Raw genomic sequence first — 17,349 nt, 5'->3', positions numbered from 1 at the left:
GTCTTTGCGAGAGGCGCCGCGAGTTACCGTTGTGACGTCGCCAAGATTCAGAAAAAGCCTCACGTTCTCCCGAACGTGAGGCTTTTTTGTCTACGCATCACGCCAGCTCCCCACGCTTTGCTCACTGTTCCTTGATAAAGTCTGCGCAACAGCCCCGATTCATTCCTGTTGTGAGCGATTAGTCATGGATACCCTCGTCAGCATGAAAGTGTTTCGCCACGTCGTCGAAGCGGGTAGCTTCGTTGGCGCGGCGGAGCGGATGGACATTTCCGCTGCGATGGCCAGCAAACACGTGATGCATCTCGAGCAGCAACTGGGCGCGCGTCTGCTCAACCGCACGACGCGACGCGTCGCGCCCACTGAAGCGGGCCGCGAATATTACGAGCGCCTCTCACAGGTGCTGACCGAGCTGGACGAAGCCGAGCAGGCCGTTGGTGCGGCGAGCGTGGTGCCGCAAGGGAAGCTGCGGGTGTCGTCGCTGACGGCGTTCGGGCTGAGTCACGTGATGAGTGCGCTCGCCGATTACGCCGCGCAGTTCCCGCAGGTCACCGTCGAAATCACGTTGTCGGATCGTGTCGTCGAGCTGATCGACGAAGGGTTCGATGTGGCGATCCGGGCGTCGCCGACGGGGCTGAAGTCGTCGTCGCTGATTGCGCGGCAGATCGCGACGGCGCATATCGTGCTGTGCGCGTCGCCGGACTATCTGCGCCGCCACGGCACGCCGAAGACGCTCGCGGACCTCGAAAAGCACAACTTCATCCAGTACACGGGCGTGTCGGCGCAGGAACTGACGCAGGGCGTCGATGCGGGCGGCGCGCGTCTGCGACTTGCCGGCAACATGATCGTCAACCATCTGGAGGCACAGCGCGTCGTCGTGCTGCAGGGCGCGGGCATTGCGATGCTCGGCACCGAAGTGATCGGCGACGATCTGGCGACCGGGCGTCTCGTGCCGCTACTTGTCGATGCGCTGCCGCCGCGTGAGTTGCCGATTCACGTCGTCTATGCGAGCCGCCGGCATCTGTCGGCGAAGGTGCGTTCTTTCGTCGACTTTCTGGCAGAGCGGTTCGCGAGCGAGGCGCTCTGGCCGACGCTCGAGCAGATCCGGGCCGCCGCCGTGCGCTGAGCATCGCAGCCGCCGGACGTGTGCGTCAGGCGCCGACGTCATCTGGCTATACTGAAGCTGAAAGAGAAAGCCCGATACGTTCGACGATCCGGGGGAGACATGACTGATCTTTCCACGCCGCAGTCCGTGAGTGAACCGGGCGCCCCGAGCGCTCCTGAGCCTCGCAAGCCGCAGCGGCCCGCGCGGCGCCTGCGCTTCGTGACGGCCGCCGCGCTCTTCGACGGCCACGACGCGTCGATCAACATCATGCGGCGCATCCTGCAGGCGAGCGGCGTCGAGGTGATCCATCTCGGCCACAACCGCTCCGTCGACGAAGTCGCGACCGCCGCACTGCACGAGGACGCCGACGGCGTCGCCGTATCGAGCTACCAGGGCGGCCACGTCGAATACTTCCGCTATCTCGTCGACCTGCTGCGTGAACGCGGCGGTGCGCGGATCAAGGTATTCGGCGGCGGAGGCGGCGTGATCGTCCCCGATGAAATCGCCGAACTCGAACGCTATGGCGTCGAGCGGATCTATTCGCCGCAGGACGGCCAGCGGCTCGGCCTGCAAGGCATGATCGACGACATGATGGCGCGGTGCGCGACGACTTCGACGGAAACGGCAGTCAGCGAAACGGCGCTCGATGCTGATATCGCTTGCCACCCGGAGCGCGCGTTCCGCCAGCTCGCCCAGCGCATCACGGCGCTTGAAGCCGGTCAGCGGGCAGGTGGTGGTACAGGTGGTACATCGTCGTCAACAGAAACGCCCATCGGCCGCGATCAAACCACACAGACTCCGGTGCTGGGCGTTACGGGCACGGGCGGCGCGGGCAAGTCGTCGCTGACTGACGAACTGATCCGCCGCTTTCGCCTCGACTATGGCGACGCGCTCAACATCGCGGTGCTCGCCATCGATCCGTCGCGCCGCAAGTCGGGCGGCGCGTTGCTGGGCGACCGCATCCGCATGAACGCGATCGGCGACTGGGGCAACGGTCCGCGCGTCTTCATGCGTTCGATGGCGACGCGCGAAGCGTCGAGCGAACTCTCCGACACGCTGCCTGACGCGATCGCCGCATGCAGGGCGGCGGGCTTCGACCTGATCGTGGTGGAAACGTCGGGCATCGGTCAGGGCGACGCGGCGATTGTGCCGCTGGTGGACCAGTCGCTGTATGTGATGACGCCGGAGTTCGGCGCCGCGAGCCAGCTCGAAAAAATCGACATGCTCGATTTCGCGGATTTCGTCGCGATCAACAAGTTCGACCGCAAGGGCGCCGCCGATGCATTGCGCGACGTGGCGAAACAGGTGCAGCGCAATAGCGGCAACTTTTCAGCGTCGCCGGACGCCATGCCGGTGTTCGGCACCATCGCATCCCGCTTCAACGACGATGGTGTGACCGCGCTTTATCAGCAACTGTCGAAGGCACTGCGCGCGCATGGTTTGCGCGAGGGCGACACCCATCTGCCGAAGCTCGAAGGCGTGCGCCATTCATCGGACCGCAACGCGATCGTGCCGCCCGCGCGCGTGCGCTATCTCGCCGACGTCGCGCAGACCGTCGTAGCGTATCGGGAGCGGACGGCGCATCAATCGCGCATTGCACGCGAACGCTGGCAATTGAGCGAAGCGCGCCGGATGCTTGATGAGCAGGCACACGTGCCGAACGAAGGCGCTACACACACAGCCTTAAACGCGCTGATCGAAAGCAGAACCGCCGAACTCGGCGACCGCGAAAACGCATTGCTCGCCGGCTGGGCGAAAACCGTCGCCGGCTATTCCGGCGACGAGCACGTCGTGCGCATCCGCGACCGCGAAATCCGCACCGCGCTCACCGTGTCGACGCTTTCCGGCACGACGATCCGCAAGGTTGCGTTACCAGCCTTCGTCGATCCGGGCGAAATCCTGCGCTGGCTGATGCTCGAAAACCTGCCCGGCTATTTTCCGTTCACGGCGGGTGTGTTCCCGTTCAAGCGCGAAAACGAAGACCCGACGCGCATGTTCGCGGGCGAAGGCGATCCGTTTCGCACCAACCGTCGTTTCAAACTGCTATCCGAAGGCATGCCGGCGAAGCGCCTTTCGACCGCGTTCGATTCGGTCACGCTCTACGGCGAAGAGCCGGACGAGCGGCCGGACATCTACGGCAAGGTCGGCAACTCCGGCGTCTCGGTGGCGACGCTCGACGACCTGAAAGCGCTCTACGACGGCTTCGACCTCTGCGCACCGGAGACCTCGGTTTCGATGACGATCAACGGTCCCGCGCCGACGATCCTCGCGATGTTCTTCAACGCCGCGATCGATCAGCAACTGGACCAGGTGCTAGCTCGCGCGAAACAGGAAAACCGCGCGCCCACCGAAGCCGAACTCGCCGAAGCGCGCATGTACGCGCTGCAGAACGTCCGCGGCACGGTACAGGCCGACATCCTTAAAGAAGATCAGGGACAAAACACCTGCATTTTCTCGACGGAATTCAGCCTGAAAGTGATGGGCGACATTCAGGCGTACTTTGTCGAACACGGTGTGCGCAACTTCTACTCGGTGTCGATTTCCGGTTATCACATCGCCGAAGCGGGCGCGAACCCAATCTCGCAGCTCGCGTACACGCTCGCGAACGGCTTCACGTATGTCGAGGCGTATCTGGCCCGTGGCATGTCGGTCGACGATTTCGCGCCGAACCTGTCGTTCTTCTTCTCGAACGGGATGGACCCGGAATACACGGTGCTCGGACGCGTCGCGCGCCGCATCTGGGCGATTGCGATGCGCGACCGCTACGGCGCGAACGAGCGCAGCCAGAAGCTGAAGTATCACGTCCAGACATCCGGACGCAGCCTGCACGCACAGGAAATCGATTTCAACGATATCCGCACGACCTTGCAGGCGCTGATCGCGATCTATGACAACTGCAATTCGCTGCACACCAACGCGTTCGACGAAGCGATCACGACGCCCACCGAAGACTCCGTGCGGCGCGCGATTGCGATCCAGTTGATCATCAACCGCGAGTGGGGCCTCGCGAAGAACCAGAATCCGAATCAGGGCAGCTTTATCGTCGAGGAACTGACGGATCTGGTCGAAGCTGCGGTGCTCGCGGAATTCGACCGGCTGACGGAGCGTGGCGGCGTGCTCGGCGCGATGGAAACGGGCTATCAGCGCGGCCGCATCCAGGACGAATCGATGCTGTACGAGCATCGCAAGCATGACGGGTCGTATCCGATTGTCGGGGTGAACACGTTCCTGAGCGCGCATCCACACGATGCGCCGCAGGCGATAGCGCTCGCGCGCTCGACGGAGGAAGAAAAGCAGGGACAACTCACGCGTCTGCGCGACTTTCAGGCGCGACATCGCGACGAAGCGCCGGCCGCCCTTCTTCGCCTGAAACGCGCCGTGATCGACGACGCGAACGTGTTCGAGGTACTGATGGATGTCGTGCGCGTCTGCTCACTGGGGCAGATATCGCACGCGCTGTTCGAAGTTGGCGGGCAGTATCGAAGGAATATGTGATGCCCGGTGACCGGCTTGTCATCCAGCCGGCCGCCGGTCGCCGGGCGTTGTTACGCAGAATCAGATTCGCAGACGCGACTTCGCCTCTTCGTATTCCTCCTTCAGGCGCATGACCAGTTCGCCCACCGACGGCACGTCGTCCATCAGACCGACGCCCTGACCTGCGCCCCAGATGTCTTTCCACGCCTTGGCCTTGTCGCTGCCGAAGTTCATCTTCGTCTTGTCGGATTCCGGCAGCGCTTCCGGGTCCAGGCCGGCGTTCACGATGCTCTCGCGGATGTAGTTACCGTGCACACCCGTGAAGAGGTTCGTGTAGATGATGTCTGACGCGCTGGAATTGACGATTGCATGCTTGTAGCTTTCAACCGCGTGCGCTTCCTGCGTCGCGATGAAGCGCGTGCCCATGTAGGCGAGATCCGCGCCCATCGCCTGAGCGGCCAGGATCGAGCCGCCGTTGGCGATGGCGCCGGACAGCACGATCGGACCGTCGAAGATCTTCCGCACTTCGCCGACCAGCGCGAACGGCGAAGTTGTGCCCGCGTGTCCGCCGGCGCCAGCCGCAACGAGAATCAGGCCGTCGACGCCCGCTTCCAGCGCTTTCGCTGCATGCCGCAGGTTGATCACGTCGTGCAGCACGATGCCGCCGTAGCTGTGCACGGCGTCGACCATCTCTTTCGACGGCGCCCGCAGACTGGTGATGAAGATCGGAATCTTGTGATCGACACAGACGCGAACGTCGTGCTCGAGTCGCGTATTCGACTGGTGGACGATCTGGTTGACCGCGATCGGTCCGATAACCGCGTCCGGGTTCGCCGCCTTGTGCTCCGCCAGAGAAGCCTGGATCTGCGTGAGCCATTCGTCGAGCAGTTCGGCGGGGCGCGCGTTCAAGGCGGGAAAGGAACCGACGATGCCGGCCTTGCATTGCGCAAGCACGAGTTCGGGGTAGCTGACGATGAACATCGGCGAAGCGACGACGGGCAACGCAAGATTCTGCAGGACGGCGGGCAATGCCATGGCGCAAGTCTCCTTGTAGGTGGAACGGTGTGCGCGGTGGTGCATATGCGCGCCCGGTCCTGTGAGTGTAGCGGCTGAAGGCGACCGACGAAGTGAGCGCTGTGAACGCTTTCCGTTATCGCTGCTTCATTGCCAAATTTAAGAACGATCGTTCGATTATAGGGGGAATTGCACGAACGTGCTGGCGGAGCGAGTTTGAAGGAGTGTTCGGTTTCCATGGATTGGTGGTCTGGGACACCTCGCTGAGACACATCCGGCTTCTACAATGCCAGGACGTACAAAATGACAAGAGGCCCGCCATGTCCTTCGAGGAATTCACGCCGTTTCACGTCGCTGCTGGCGATGTCGATATTTTCGGCGTCAAGGGCGGCTCCGGGCCGCCGCTCCTGCTGCTGCATGGCCACCCGCAGACGCACCTGATCTGGCATCGCTGCGCCGCGCGGCTGGCCGAACATTTCACCGTGATCGCGACAGACCTGCGCGGCTACGGTGCGTCGGCGAAACCGCCGAGCGACGCGGCACACATCCCCTATTCGAAGCGTGCGATGGCCGCCGACCAGGTCGCGGTGATGAAACACTTCGGCTTCGACCGCTTTCTGGTGTGCGCGCACGATCGCGGCGCGCGTGTCGCGCACCGGATGGCGCTGGATTATCCCGATGCGGTGGAACGTCTGATGCTGCTCGATATCGCGCCGACGCTAGCGATGTACGAAGCTACCGACCGCACGTTCGCCACGCTTTATTTCCACTGGTTCTTCCTGATCCAGCCCGAGCCGCTGCCGGAGACGCTGATCGGCTCGCACCCGGACGTCTACGTCGATCGCGTGATGGGCAGCCGTCACGCAGGGCTTGCACCGTTTGCGCCCGAAGCGCTTGCGGCGTATCGCGATGCATTGCGTCAGCCGGGCGCGGTGCACGCGATGTGCGAAGACTACCGCGCGTCCGCGACGATCGATCTGGAGCACGACCGCGCGGATATCGAGCGTGGTCACAAGATCGGTTGCCCGTTGCGCGTGCTATGGGGCGAAGAGGGCGTGATCGAGAAATGCTTCAAGCCGCTCGATGAATGGCGGCACGTCGCGCGCGATGTCAGCGGGCGTGCGCTGCCGTGCGGGCATTACATTCCGGAAGAGGCACCGGACGCGCTGGTGACAGAGATGCTCGCGTTTTTCGAAGCCGTCGAGCAGTAACGGCGCGTCCTTCGTTGTTGTTCGTTATTCCGCGAACGTCAGTGGCGGCAGACGGCGCGCAATCGGCGTCGACTTGACGATTGCCGTGCTCGTCTCGGCGCGCTCGGTCACCTTCGACAGGATCGCGTCGAGCTGGTCGATCGAGCGCAGATACAGCCGGCAGATGAAGCAGTCGTCGCCGGTCACCTTGTCGCATTCCACGAACTCCGGAATCCGCCGGATCACGTCTTCCACGAGATGCAACTGGCCGGGCAACGGCTTCACGCGCACGATCGCCTGCAGCGTGTAGCCGAGGGCGCGCGGGTCGAGCTGCACGGTGAAGCGCTCGATCACGCCCTGCGCGTCGAGCCGCCGCAAACGGTCGGCGGTACTGGGCGCCGACAGGCCGACCCGGCGCGCGAGTTCGCTGGTGGCAATGCGCGCATCTTCGGCGAGCGCGGCGATGAGGGCGCGATCGATGTCGTCGAGCGCGACGGGTACGACGTCGGAGAAAAGGCGTTTTGTCATGTCAGCCTTCGTTCAAAAGGTGATTTTTGTCAGCTGCTTAAGTTTATCCATGTATTCGGGCGGCCGGATTAATTACACTGCTTTCAGGTAAGAAACCGGCAGAAGGATCGAATCATGGCTTCAAACGAAATCCGGCGCGGCGCCGCCGAAATGACTGTTGCAATGCTGATGTCGGGCTCGATTGGCTGGCTCGTCGTGTCGTCGCAACAGTCATCGGAGAATGTGGTGTTTTTCCGCTGCGTGTTCGGTTCGGCGACGCTCGCGATTGTCTGCGCCGCGCTTGGACTGTTCCGGCGTGATCTCTTCTCGTGGCGCATGCTCGGGCTCACCGCGCTCGGCAGCGTGGCGATCGTCGCCAACTGGATCCTGCTGTTCGCGGCGTACTCGCGGGCGTCGATCTCGATGGCGACCGCGGTCTATAACACGCAGCCGTTCATGCTGGTCGCGCTCGGTGCGATCGTGTTTCGCGAGCGCATTACGGCGTCGGTGGTGGCGTGGTTGTTCATCGCGTTTGTCGGGCTTGTGCTGGTCGTCAAGGTCGAACCGGCGGTACTCGCGGTACCCGGCGAATATCTCGAAGGTGTCGCATTTGCGGTCGGCGCGGCATTTCTGTACGCGGTGTCGTCGATTATCACGAAGCATCTGAAGGGTACGCCGCCGCATCTGATCGCGCTGATTCAGGTAGGGCTCGGGGTTGTGATGCTCGCGCCGTTCGTCCATTTCGACGCGCTGCCCGCGAGCGGCACGCAATGGCTCAAGCTGGTGACGCTTGGCATCGTCAACACGGGGGTGATGTACGTGTTGCTGTACGGCGCGATCCAGAAGCTGCCGACGGCGATGACCGGCGCGCTCTCGTTCATCTATCCGGTCGTCGCCATCATCGTGGATCGCGTAGCGTTCGGGCAGAAACTGGCGTGGGTGCAGGTAGCGGGCGCGGTGCTGATCCTGCTGGCCGCCGCGGGCGTGAATCTCGGCTGGCGCATTGTGCCGCAGCGGCAGCGGCGGTATTCGGAGTCGTGAGCGCCGGTGTTGCCGTAATCGTTATAGCGATCGATTCGGCATTGTGACGTCGGTGAATGTTGCAGACGCTTACGTGCGCGCCGTGCAACGCCCGCCTGTATGCGGGTTTACAACGATCGTCATGGTTCTGTAGGGAAATCACCGATGCGTTCGAAAGGTCCGCCCGGTATCATCCTTTTCGACGTTGATCACGTCGTCAAAAATTGCGCCGTTCGCCATCGCTGGTGAGCGGCTTTCTTTTTTGTGCGGCCGGTTGTCTGTGTGGCCAGATTGTCCGGCGGGACGGTTTGCAGGGTCACGCAGCAGGCGCAAGAATGCGCGCGCCATCGACGGTCAGCGCGCCGTTCTTCGCGAGACCTTCGATCAGGTCTTTCAGCAGCGCCGGCCAGTTCTCCCGCGATGCCAGCATCCGCGCGGCGGCACGCATCGCGGACGCTTCGTCAAGCATCGTCAGCAGCGTGTCGAACGTCATCGCGCGTACCTCCAGCAGCTTGAACACGATTAGCACTTTCAGCGCATTCTTCGCATTGCGCGCGGGGTCGGCGCGCAGCCACGCGAGGCGTGAGAACGCCTTTTCGAGCGCCGGCTGCACGTCGGTGAACGGCGCGCCGTGCCCAGGGATCACTACCCGCACGTCAAGCTGCGCGATCATCTCCAGCACCGCCTGTTCTTCCACGAAACCGCTTTCACCTTCCAGTTCCGGGAAGATCACGCCAAAACCGTTTTCCCACAGCGCGTCGGCACTGATCAGCAGGCGTTCCGCCGCGCAGTACAGCATGAGCGAATGCGGATCGTGGCCGGGCGCGCCGAGCACGTCCCATTGCAGCGCACCGAGCGTGAGCGTCGCGCCGGGTTCGATCGTTTCGGTGAAGGTGAAGCGCTCGCACGTTTGCCCGGTAGCGTGGAAGGTCAGACGCGTCTCGTCCCAGTTGTGCACGGCGTCCGCCTCCGACGCTGGAATCGCCGTGCGGCACGGCCAGGCTGCCTGCAGCAGCGCGTTGCCGCCGCAATGGTCCGAATGCAGATGCGTGTTGACGATCAGATCAAGCGGCCGCGCGCCGAGCGCCTGCCGGACGAGCGCGACTGTCTGCTCCGCATGCGCGGCATAGCCTGTATCGACGAGCGCGGCACACACATCGTCGACCAGCAACACGTTGTTGGACGACAGCCAGCCTCGTTCGAAGACGCGGATCGACTCAGGCAGCGCGATCATTGAGCGGCGGCCTCCGGCTTCGGCATGACAAGAATCGTCGACGTGCCGAGCAGCACTATTTCGCTGCGCTGGTTCACGACCTCGCCGTCGAGTTGCGTGAGGTCGCCGTTGAGGCTCGGTTTCCACCATGCGTGGCGCACCCGCCACGTAATGGTGAGCGTGTCGCTGGCGTAGACCGCCTTCTTCAGCTTGATGTCGAATTCAAGGCCGAGCGGTTGCGCGTACGTCGAGAAATGCGTCGCGAGCAGGGCCATGAAATGCGCCGACGGCTGCGTGCCCGACGCGATCAATCCGCCAAAGCCGCTCGCGGCCGCGTAGGCGTCGTCGTGATGCAGCGGGTTCAGATCGCTCACCAGCGATGCGAACGATTTCACCGAATCCGCCGACAGCGCCAGCGTGCTGCTAAACGTCTCGCCGATCGTGACGACCCGTGGCGGCGCGTTCATGTCGACGGCTTCCTGTCAGCGACGAGTTGCTTGTGACGCAGATCGATGGTGTCCCACACCGCGCGCTTTTGCCGATCGTCGAACGACGACCAGCCGGCGATTTCATCGATCGTGCGCAGGCATCCGTCGCACCAGCCTGTGTCCCGATTCATGCGGCACACGTCGATGCACGGCGACGGCACCGGCGCGGTGTGCTCCGTTCCGGCGATGCTGCTGCTGTTGCTGCCGCTCGTGCCGCTGCCGCCGTCGTTGCTCATGCTCATGCCGGTTCGCGAAGCGCGACGTCGGCGATCGGCGCGCCCGTGAGCGCGACCAGTTCCTGCGGCGACAGATTGAACACCGCGTGCGGATGGCCGGCCGCTGCCCACAGGCTGTCGAGCGCGAGCAGGTCGGCATCGATCAGCGTGACGGGCGCCGTAGCGTGCCCGATCGGGCATACGCCGCCGATCGCATAGCCCGTTTTCTCCCGGACAAATTTCGCGTCCGCGCGTCCGATCTCGCCGACCTGTGCCGCGACCTTCTTTTCGTCGACGCGGTTCACGCCGCTCGCGATCACGAGCACGGGCGCATCGTCGTCACGACGGCGGAACAGGATCGACTTCGCGATCTGCGCGACCGAACAGCCCAGTCCAGCCGCCGCTTCCGCCGACGTCTTGCCAGTTTCCGGCAGCATGACAACCGGTTTTGCGTGACCGCGCTCGCGCAGCAGCAGCGCGACGCGCCGTGCGGAATCGGGGAGTGCCTCGAGGTTTTCGGTTTCCTGGGAGATCGTGGCGTTACTTTCCGTCATGTCTGTCTTTCCGTATTGCCTGTGGCTTGCGGGTGTTCGCATCGCGTCAAATGCACGACGCCTGCTCGCTGCGCGCCTTTGCGAGCAGCGCCTTGCCGGCGCGCGAAACGTTCGGCTTTCCGATCGACGTCGAGATGAAATCGCCGATCGCGACAACCTGCGCGAGATCGATGCCGGTCGCGATGCCGAGGCCGTTCATCAGGTACAGGACGTCTTCGGTCGCGACGTTGCCCGTCGCACCTTTCGCATACGGACAGCCACCGAGCCCCGCCACCGACGCGTGGTAGATCTCGATACCTTCCTGTAGCGCGGCGTAAATGTTGGCGAGCGCCTGGCCGTACGTATCGTGGAAGTGGCCCGACAGGTGCTGGCGTGGGAATACTTTTGTCACCGCTTCGAAGACTTCGCGCGTGCGCTTCGGTGTACCGACGCCGATCGTATCGGCGATATCGATCTCATCGCAGCCCAGCGCCGCAAAGCGATGGACCACATCGACCACCGACGCCACCGGCACCTCGCCCTGATACGGGCAGCCCAGCGAGCACGACACGCTGCCGCGAATGCGCAGCCCGGCGTCCTTCGCGGCTTGCGCGACCGGCTCGAAGCGCGCGATGCTTTCCGCGATGCTGCAATTGATGTTCTTCTGCGAGAACGCTTCGCTCGCTGCGCCGAAGATCACGATTTCGTCGGCTTTCGCGGCGAGCGCGCCCTCGAAGCCGCGCAGGTTCGGCGTGAGCACCGAATAGAGTGTGCCCGGGCGGCGCTCGATGCCGGCCATGACTTCAGCGCCGTCAGCCATCTGCGGCACCCATTTCGGCGACACAAACGACGCAGACTCGACATTGCGAAATCCCGCGGCCGACAGCCGGTTGATGAGGTCGATCTTGATGTTCGTGGGCACGAACTCCTTTTCGTTCTGAAGCCCGTCGCGCGGACCGACTTCGACGATTTTCACTGCCTGAGGCAACGCCATGACTGTCTCCTGCCGCATCGAGGCGGCCTGTTGATTGTGTTCAGTATCCGCGCGCGAGATCGACTACACCGGTGACCGTTTCGCCGCGCATCACCGCTTCGATTTTGCGCGCGACCTGCACGACGCTGTCTTCGCGCAACGTCACTGCTGAAATATGCGGCGTGATCGTGATGCGGGGCTCCTGCCAGAATGGGTGATCGGGCGGCAAGGGCTCTTCGCGGAAAACGTCGAGCGTAGCGCCAGCGAGCTGGCCGCGCGCGAGCGCGTCGAGCAGATCCGGTTCGACGAGGTGCCCACCGCGCGCCACGTTGATGAGATACGCGCCGTGCGCGAGCTTCGCGAAAGTGCCGGTGTTCAGCACATTGCGAGTGTCCAGCGTATGGGGCAGCAGATTGACCAGTACCTTGACGCCGTCGAGAAACGCATCGAAATGCGCATCGCCTGCGTAGGTCGACACGCCGTCGATCTGTTTGGCGCTGCGGCTGTAGCCGCGCACCGGCAGACCGAACGACGCCAGCGTCTTCGCGACATGCGCGCCAAGCACGCCTAGCCCGAGTACGCCGACGGTGAATGTGGCGCGCGGATGCGGGTCGAGCTCTTTCCAGCTGCGTTCGGCTTGCTGGCGTTCGTATTCGTCGAAACGACGCATGTAGCGCAGCACCGCGTGGGTAACGTATTCGGCCATTTGCGGCGCCATGCCCGAGTCTTCGAGACGCACGATCTGTGCGCTGCGTGGCAATGTGCCGGGATGCGAGTGTTCAAGCGCGAGAATCGCGTCGACACCCGCGCCCAGATTGAACACGGCGCGCAGGTCGTCGCGGCCCGCAAACATCTCGCGCGGCGGCCGCCAGACCACGGCAAAATCGGCCGGTGCGTGATCGCCTGGTTGCCATTCGCGCAGGGCGGCGTCGGGCAGCGCGCGGGCGAAGTCGTGAAGCCACGCACCCGCGTCCGAATGCGGCATGTAGAAAAGTATTCTCATACGCTCGTCGATTTTTGGCGTCCGGTGCGTGTCATTTGGCGAAGAGTCGCCCGATATCCCTGAATGCCTTGAATTCGAGCGCATTACCGCACGGATCGAGGAAGAACATCGTCGCCTGCTCGCCGACCTCGCCCTTGAAGCGGATGTGCGGCTCAATGATGAAGCGCGTGCCGGCGGCCTTCAGACGCTCCGCGAGGGCGTGCCAGTCATCCATCGTCAGCACGACGCCGAAATGACGGACCGGCACGTCGTCGCCGTCGACCGCATTGACGCCCGCGCGGCTCACTTCGTTCGGCGCGAGATGCGCGACCAGCTGGTGGCCGAAGAAATCGAAGTCGACCCATTCCGGCGAACTGCGGCCCTCAGGGCAACCGAGCAGGTCGCCGTAGAATGCGCGGGCATTTTCCAGGCTGGTCACCGGAAATGCGAGGTGAAATGGTTGCAGCGGGCGCGGCTGTCCGGACGGTGTTGACGACATGAGGCGTTCTCCTTTTATGGACAGGCTTCATTCTACTTTTTCGGGAGGCAACGCGCGCGAGCCGGATGGCGGTAGCTTGTACGAAGGATGCTGAACCGCGGAGCCGCCTCGCTGATCGTACGATAAACAAAGCACGAAAAATTAGTTCGACGGTACGGCCTTGCACGCCACAATGACCTCCCGGATCACGCCCGTGAGAAGAATCATGTCTTCGTGCAGTAAATCGACATGGCCGCCGCGCCTTGTCACCGTGCCCGGCCTGCATGGCAGCGAGGGCGCGCACTGGCAAACCTGGCTCGAACGACAGTTCGCCCGCTCGCTGCGCGTCGAGCAGGCCGACTGGGACGCGCCTGACCTCAACGGCTGGGCACAGTCGGTTCGCGACCTGATCGCGCGCGAGCGCGGTCCGCTCGTACTCGCCGCGCATAGCTTCGGTTGCCTCGCGACGGCCCATGCGTTGCAGCAGGCTACGCACGCGGCCGATGTCGCTGGCGTGCTGTTCGTCGCACCAGCGAGTCCCGAGAAGTTCGCGTTCGCCGGCGCATTCGAAGCGCGACGCCTTGGCGTGCCGTCAATCCTGATCGGCAGCGAAACCGACCCGTGGATGCCGCTCGCCGGCGCCGGGAACTCGCGCAGCGTCTCGGCAGCGCGTTCGTCAATCTGGGTGATGCGGGACACATCAATACTGCGGCAGGGTTTGGCCCCTGGCCGCGAGCGAAGTACTTCGTCGATACGCTGGTGCATTGCGCGGCGCCGCTGCGATTTCGCGAGGAGGCGGTCGAACTGGCGGCGCAGGCGTTTGTTTGATGAAACAGGGAGTGGCTACGCGTTGGCGATGCCGTGCCGGTCAGAACCAGTGAAATCCTTTCGCCATGACGCCTCCTAGCGCGAAGAACCCGGCCCACATGAGACGGATTTCCACGCGGAGTTCGCGGAAATCGGCGCGGACTTCGGTTCGGAGGTCGCCCGTCTCTGTGCGGAGTTCGCTGATATCGGCACTGACCTCGGTCCGGAACTGGCCCATCTCGGTTCGAAGTTCGCTGATATCGGTGCGAACCTCGGTCCGGAGCTCGCTGATATCGGTGCGAACCTCAGTCCGGAGCTCGCCGATATCGGCGCGAACCTCAGTCCGGAGCTCGCCGATGTCGGCGTGAACCTCAGTCCGGAGTGCGCCGATGTCAGCGTGAACTCCGGTTTGGAACTGGCTCATCTCGGTTCGAAGTTCGCCGATGTCGGCGCGAACCTCAGTCCGGAACTCGCTGATATCGGCGCGAACCTCAGTCCGGAGTGCGCCGATGTCAGCGTGAACCCCGGTTCGGAACTGGCCCATCCCGGTTCGAAGTTCGCTGATATCAGTATGGACCTCAGTCCGCACGGCACCAGTGTCAGCGCGCCCCTCATCCCTAAGCGCACTGTGATCGGCCCGAAACTCAGAGCGGAGTTCGCGGAGGTTGTTGAACATCACATCGCGAAGGTCACGAATGTCCTGCCGCAAACCTTTGACATCCTCTTTGATCTGCCGGATGGCGGCGTCGAGCCTGCTGATGTAAATGGCCATATCACTCCCCTGACTTCGGCGAAATGCTGGATGCGGCCTCTCCTGCCCGCTCGCATCGATCAACTTTGGAGAATCATCGTATAGGGCTTTCATTGTGTGGCGAACCATCCCGCGAACAAAATTGACAGATTCATTCGCAAGTCTCAAGCGAACGACCCCGTAAGGCTGCGAGATAAGGGCAACGAGCCTATCGTACGGAATCCAGACGATATCGGGCACTCGATCAAACGGTGTAGGACAAACCTCACGCCGTAGCGGCAGCCCTTCAGGTGATCCGATAAAATCGCGCTTTGAGCCGCGGATCGGTCGCAGGCGGCGCACGCATTCATCATCAACGAGCGGAGACGCAATGGCAGGCAATTCGGGGAAAGCGCGCTGGCTGGCAGCGGGCATGACAGCGCTGACGCTGTCGACAGGCGGCGTGAGCAGCGCGTGGGCGGATACGTCGTTGCTGAACGTGTCCTATGACGTGACGCGCGAGCTTTACAAGGACATCAACGCGAGCTTCGTTGTCGCATACAGACAGAAGACGGGCGAAACGGTGTCGATCCGTCAGTCGCACGGCGCGTCGAGCGCGCAGGCGCTCTCGGTAACGCAGGGTCTGCAGGCGGACGTCGTCACGATGAACCAGCCGAATGACATCGATCTGCTCGCCGAGCGCGGCCAGCTTGTGCCCGCGAACTGGCGCGAGCGTCTGCCGAACGGCAGCGCGCCGTACACGACGACGATGGTGTTCCTCGTGCGCAAGGGCAATCCGAAGCACATCAAGGACTGGGACGACCTCGCGAAGCCCGGCGTGCAGGTCGTGATCGCCAATCCGAAGACGTCGGGCAATGGCCGCTACACGTATCTGGCGGCTTGGGGCTATCGCAAGCAGCACGGCGGCACCGACGCGCAGGCGCTCGACTTCGAAAAGGCCATCTTCAGGAATGTGCCGGTGCTCGACGCGGGCGGTCGCGGCGCGACGACGACGTTCACGCAGCGCGATATCGGCGATGTGCTGGTGACGTTTGAGAACGAGGTGTCGCTGATCGACACGGGTGTGGGCGCGGGCAATTTCGAAGCGGTCTATCCGTCGATCAGTTTGCTGGCTGAGCCGCCGGTGACGATCGTCGACAAGGTAGTCGACAGGCGCGGCACACGCAAGGAAGCGCAGGCGTATCTGGAGTTTCTGTACTCGCCGGCCGCGCAGGAAATCATCGCGCAGCATCATCTGCGTCCGCGCGAAGCGAGTGTGCTCGCGAAGCATGCAAGCGAATTCAAGCCGCTCAAGACGTTCACCGTCGAACAGGAATTCGGCAGCTGGCAGAAGGCGCAGCAGACGCATTTCTCGGATGGCGGTACGTTCGATCAGATCATCGTCGACCGGAAATGATGGGCTGACCGCGCGCCGGCGTCTGCAGCAGCACAAACAAGGAGGCCGCCTGAGCAATCGCTCAGGCGGCCTTTTCGCACTCAGGCAGCGGCGCTGCGCAATGGCAGCGCCGAACCGGGAGACTCAGTGCCGGTCGCAGCCATGCTCGCAGCCGCTTTGATCGAGTGGCATTTGCTGCGACGCTTCGGCACGGATGCCGAGTCGCTCCAGCAGTTTGCGGTCGGCTTCGGCCTGCGGATTGCTGGTAGTCAGCAACTGGTCGCCGTAGAAGATCGAGTTCGCGCCCGCAAGGAAGCACATCGCCTGCAGGGCCTCGTCCATCTGTTCGCGTCCGGCTGACAGGCGGACCATCGCCTTCGGCATCGTGATGCGCGCAACTGCGATGGTGCGCACGAATTCGAACGGATCGAGGGGTTCAGTTCCGGTGAGTGGCGTGCCTTCGACCTGCACCAGGTTGTTGATCGGCACCGATTCCGGATACGGCTCCATGTTGGCCAGCTGCGTGATCAGGCCGGCACGCTCGCGACGCGATTCGCCAAGTCCGACGATCCCGCCGCAGCACACGTTGATGCCTGCGTCGCGCACGCGTTCGAGCGTGTCGAGTCGGTCCTGATAGGTGCGCGTCGAGATGATCTGACCGTAGAACTCCGGCGACGTATCCAGGTTGTGGTTGTAGTAATCGAGGCCCGCTTCGCGCAGGCCATGCGCCTGATGCGGTTCGAGCATGCCGAGCGTGACGCAGGTCTCAAGACCCATTGCCTTCACGCCGCGGATCATCTCCTTGATCGGCTCCAGGTGGCGGTCCTTTGGATTGCGCCAGGCCGCGCCCATGCAGAAGCGTGTCGCGCCGTTTTCCTTCGCGACGCGTGCAGCGGCGAGCACGTCATCGACCGGCATCAGCTTGTCGGCTTTCAGGCCCGTGTCGTGATGCACCGACTGCGGACAGTACGCGCAGTCTTCCTCGCAGCCGCCCGTCTTGATCGACAGCAGCGTGGACAACTGCACGCTGTTCGCATCGAAATGCTCGCGGTGCACCTGCTGCGCGCGGAACAGCAGATCGTTGAACGGCAGTTCGTACAAAGCGACGATGTCGGCGACGCGCCAGCGAGCGGGCGATGACGTCGCGTTCGCAGCATTCGCAATGTTCGCCGCATTCTGCGCCGACGGTTCGCCTGGCGTGGCTTCGGTATGGAGTTCGGTCATGGC

General features: G+C 63.3%; 16 protein-coding genes and 1 pseudogene. 6 read left to right on the top strand and 11 right to left on the bottom strand.

The window, feature by feature from the left end; genetic code table 11:
* Positions 1 to 184: 184 nt before the first annotated feature.
* Positions 185 to 1,123: a LysR family transcriptional regulator gene (locus P3T21_RS05835; protein ID WP_429254972.1), complete on the top strand. Its 939-nt coding sequence runs from the start codon at positions 185 to 187 to the stop codon at positions 1,121 to 1,123.
* A gap of 99 nt (positions 1,124 to 1,222) precedes the next feature.
* Positions 1,223 to 4,597 (top strand): fused isobutyryl-CoA mutase/GTPase IcmF, encoded by a 3,375-nt coding sequence (gene icmF / locus P3T21_RS05830; protein ID WP_429254971.1) that lies wholly within the window; start codon positions 1,223 to 1,225, stop codon positions 4,595 to 4,597.
* A 60-nt stretch (positions 4,598 to 4,657) separates the two neighbouring features.
* On the opposite strand, the gene P3T21_RS05825 is transcribed toward icmF, so the two are convergent.
* Positions 4,658 to 5,611 (bottom strand): NAD(P)H-dependent flavin oxidoreductase, encoded by a 954-nt coding sequence (locus P3T21_RS05825; RefSeq protein ID WP_429254970.1) that lies wholly within the window; start codon positions 5,609 to 5,611, stop codon positions 4,658 to 4,660.
* 299 nt (positions 5,612 to 5,910) lie between these two features.
* On the opposite strand from P3T21_RS05825, the gene P3T21_RS05820 reads away from it, so the two are divergent.
* On the top strand, positions 5,911 to 6,801 hold the full coding sequence (locus tag P3T21_RS05820) for an alpha/beta fold hydrolase (RefSeq protein ID WP_429254969.1): 891 nt from the start codon (positions 5,911 to 5,913) through the stop codon (positions 6,799 to 6,801).
* A gap of 24 nt (positions 6,802 to 6,825) precedes the next feature.
* Here the strand turns inward: P3T21_RS05820 and P3T21_RS05815 are convergent, their stop codons facing one another.
* On the bottom strand, positions 6,826 to 7,308 hold the full coding sequence (locus tag P3T21_RS05815) for an Lrp/AsnC family transcriptional regulator (RefSeq protein WP_429254968.1): 483 nt from the start codon (positions 7,306 to 7,308) through the stop codon (positions 6,826 to 6,828).
* A 114-nt stretch (positions 7,309 to 7,422) separates the two neighbouring features.
* On the opposite strand from P3T21_RS05815, the gene P3T21_RS05810 reads away from it, so the two are divergent.
* Entirely contained in the window at positions 7,423 to 8,328 is a 906-nt protein-coding gene (locus P3T21_RS05810; RefSeq protein WP_429254967.1) for a DMT family transporter, read from the top strand.
* Positions 8,329 to 8,623: 295 nt separating this feature from the next.
* On the opposite strand, the gene P3T21_RS05805 is transcribed toward P3T21_RS05810, so the two are convergent.
* From P3T21_RS05805 to P3T21_RS05775, 7 genes are read right to left on the bottom strand one after another with little or no spacing between them, the layout of a single operon-like run.
* The gene (locus tag P3T21_RS05805; RefSeq protein ID WP_429254966.1) at positions 8,624 to 9,541 is read right to left on the bottom strand and encodes an MBL fold metallo-hydrolase; all 918 of its coding nucleotides are present in this window, start codon (positions 9,539 to 9,541) and stop codon (positions 8,624 to 8,626) included.
* The gene (locus P3T21_RS05800; RefSeq protein ID WP_429254965.1) at positions 9,538 to 9,987 is read right to left on the bottom strand and encodes a MaoC family dehydratase; all 450 of its coding nucleotides are present in this window, start codon (positions 9,985 to 9,987) and stop codon (positions 9,538 to 9,540) included. The genes P3T21_RS05805 and P3T21_RS05800 overlap by 4 nt, the downstream gene beginning before the upstream one ends.
* The gene (locus tag P3T21_RS05795; RefSeq protein ID WP_429255169.1) at positions 9,984 to 10,244 is read right to left on the bottom strand and encodes a DUF1289 domain-containing protein; all 261 of its coding nucleotides are present in this window, start codon (positions 10,242 to 10,244) and stop codon (positions 9,984 to 9,986) included. The genes P3T21_RS05800 and P3T21_RS05795 overlap by 4 nt, the downstream gene beginning before the upstream one ends.
* Positions 10,245 to 10,246: 2 nt before the next feature.
* Entirely contained in the window at positions 10,247 to 10,777 is a 531-nt protein-coding gene (locus P3T21_RS05790) for a YbaK/EbsC family protein (protein WP_429254964.1), read from the bottom strand.
* A gap of 46 nt (positions 10,778 to 10,823) precedes the next feature.
* Positions 10,824 to 11,750, bottom strand: coding sequence for a hydroxymethylglutaryl-CoA lyase (locus tag P3T21_RS05785; protein WP_429254963.1), 927 nt, complete (start codon positions 11,748 to 11,750; stop codon positions 10,824 to 10,826).
* Between the two features lie 40 nt (positions 11,751 to 11,790).
* Positions 11,791 to 12,732, bottom strand: a complete 942-nt coding sequence (locus P3T21_RS05780) for a 2-hydroxyacid dehydrogenase (protein WP_429254962.1) — start codon at positions 12,730 to 12,732, stop codon at positions 11,791 to 11,793.
* A gap of 31 nt (positions 12,733 to 12,763) precedes the next feature.
* Positions 12,764 to 13,210, bottom strand: a complete 447-nt coding sequence (locus P3T21_RS05775) for a VOC family protein (RefSeq protein WP_429254961.1) — start codon at positions 13,208 to 13,210, stop codon at positions 12,764 to 12,766.
* 205 nt (positions 13,211 to 13,415) lie between these two features.
* On the opposite strand from P3T21_RS05775, the pseudogene P3T21_RS05770 reads away from it, so the two are divergent.
* A pseudogene (locus tag P3T21_RS05770) lies at positions 13,416 to 14,017 on the top strand (RBBP9/YdeN family alpha/beta hydrolase).
* A gap of 40 nt (positions 14,018 to 14,057) precedes the next feature.
* Here the strand turns inward: P3T21_RS05770 and P3T21_RS05765 are convergent.
* On the bottom strand, positions 14,058 to 14,768 hold the full coding sequence (locus tag P3T21_RS05765) for a coiled-coil domain-containing protein (protein ID WP_429254960.1): 711 nt from the start codon (positions 14,766 to 14,768) through the stop codon (positions 14,058 to 14,060).
* 349 nt (positions 14,769 to 15,117) lie between these two features.
* Here P3T21_RS05765 and P3T21_RS05760 point away from each other — a divergent pair, with 349 nt between their 5' ends.
* Entirely contained in the window at positions 15,118 to 16,143 is a 1,026-nt protein-coding gene (locus tag P3T21_RS05760; protein WP_429254959.1) for a sulfate ABC transporter substrate-binding protein, read from the top strand.
* A gap of 123 nt (positions 16,144 to 16,266) precedes the next feature.
* Here P3T21_RS05760 and bioB read toward each other — a convergent pair whose 3' ends face one another.
* Complete coding sequence (bioB, locus tag P3T21_RS05755) at positions 16,267 to 17,346, bottom strand: biotin synthase BioB (RefSeq protein ID WP_429254958.1); 1,080 nt, start codon at positions 17,344 to 17,346, stop codon at positions 16,267 to 16,269.
* Positions 17,347 to 17,349: the final 3 nt, after the last annotated feature.

This window comes from Paraburkholderia sp. GAS334, assembly GCF_050436625.1.
Classification (GTDB): Bacteria; Pseudomonadota; Gammaproteobacteria; order Burkholderiales; family Burkholderiaceae; genus Paraburkholderia.
Note: the sequence above shows the minus strand (reverse complement) of the source record. Positions and strands in the feature narration are given on the sequence as shown.

What these genes read in the sequence shown, in the direction of transcription:
- P3T21_RS05835 (WP_429254972.1), top strand. Translation starts at nt 185, where the DNA reads ATGGATACCCTCGTCAGCATGAAAGTGTTTCGCCACGTCGTCGAAGCG.
- icmF (WP_429254971.1), top strand. Translation starts at nt 1,223, where the DNA reads ATGACTGATCTTTCCACGCCGCAGTCCGTGAGTGAACCGGGCGCCCCG.
- P3T21_RS05825 (WP_429254970.1), bottom strand. Translation starts at nt 5,611, where the DNA reads ATGGCATTGCCCGCCGTCCTGCAGAATCTTGCGTTGCCCGTCGTCGCT.
- P3T21_RS05820 (WP_429254969.1), top strand. Translation starts at nt 5,911, where the DNA reads ATGTCCTTCGAGGAATTCACGCCGTTTCACGTCGCTGCTGGCGATGTC.
- P3T21_RS05815 (WP_429254968.1), bottom strand. Translation starts at nt 7,308, where the DNA reads ATGACAAAACGCCTTTTCTCCGACGTCGTACCCGTCGCGCTCGACGAC.
- P3T21_RS05810 (WP_429254967.1), top strand. Translation starts at nt 7,423, where the DNA reads ATGGCTTCAAACGAAATCCGGCGCGGCGCCGCCGAAATGACTGTTGCA.
- P3T21_RS05805 (WP_429254966.1), bottom strand. Translation starts at nt 9,541, where the DNA reads ATGATCGCGCTGCCTGAGTCGATCCGCGTCTTCGAACGAGGCTGGCTG.
- P3T21_RS05800 (WP_429254965.1), bottom strand. Translation starts at nt 9,987, where the DNA reads ATGAACGCGCCGCCACGGGTCGTCACGATCGGCGAGACGTTTAGCAGC.
- P3T21_RS05795 (WP_429255169.1), bottom strand. Translation starts at nt 10,244, where the DNA reads ATGAGCAACGACGGCGGCAGCGGCACGAGCGGCAGCAACAGCAGCAGC.
- P3T21_RS05790 (WP_429254964.1), bottom strand. Translation starts at nt 10,777, where the DNA reads ATGACGGAAAGTAACGCCACGATCTCCCAGGAAACCGAAAACCTCGAG.
- P3T21_RS05785 (WP_429254963.1), bottom strand. Translation starts at nt 11,750, where the DNA reads ATGGCGTTGCCTCAGGCAGTGAAAATCGTCGAAGTCGGTCCGCGCGAC.
- P3T21_RS05780 (WP_429254962.1), bottom strand. Translation starts at nt 12,732, where the DNA reads ATGAGAATACTTTTCTACATGCCGCATTCGGACGCGGGTGCGTGGCTT.
- P3T21_RS05775 (WP_429254961.1), bottom strand. Translation starts at nt 13,210, where the DNA reads ATGTCGTCAACACCGTCCGGACAGCCGCGCCCGCTGCAACCATTTCAC.
- P3T21_RS05765 (WP_429254960.1), bottom strand. Translation starts at nt 14,768, where the DNA reads ATGGCCATTTACATCAGCAGGCTCGACGCCGCCATCCGGCAGATCAAA.
- P3T21_RS05760 (WP_429254959.1), top strand. Translation starts at nt 15,118, where the DNA reads ATGGCAGGCAATTCGGGGAAAGCGCGCTGGCTGGCAGCGGGCATGACA.
- bioB (WP_429254958.1), bottom strand. Translation starts at nt 17,346, where the DNA reads ATGACCGAACTCCATACCGAAGCCACGCCAGGCGAACCGTCGGCGCAG.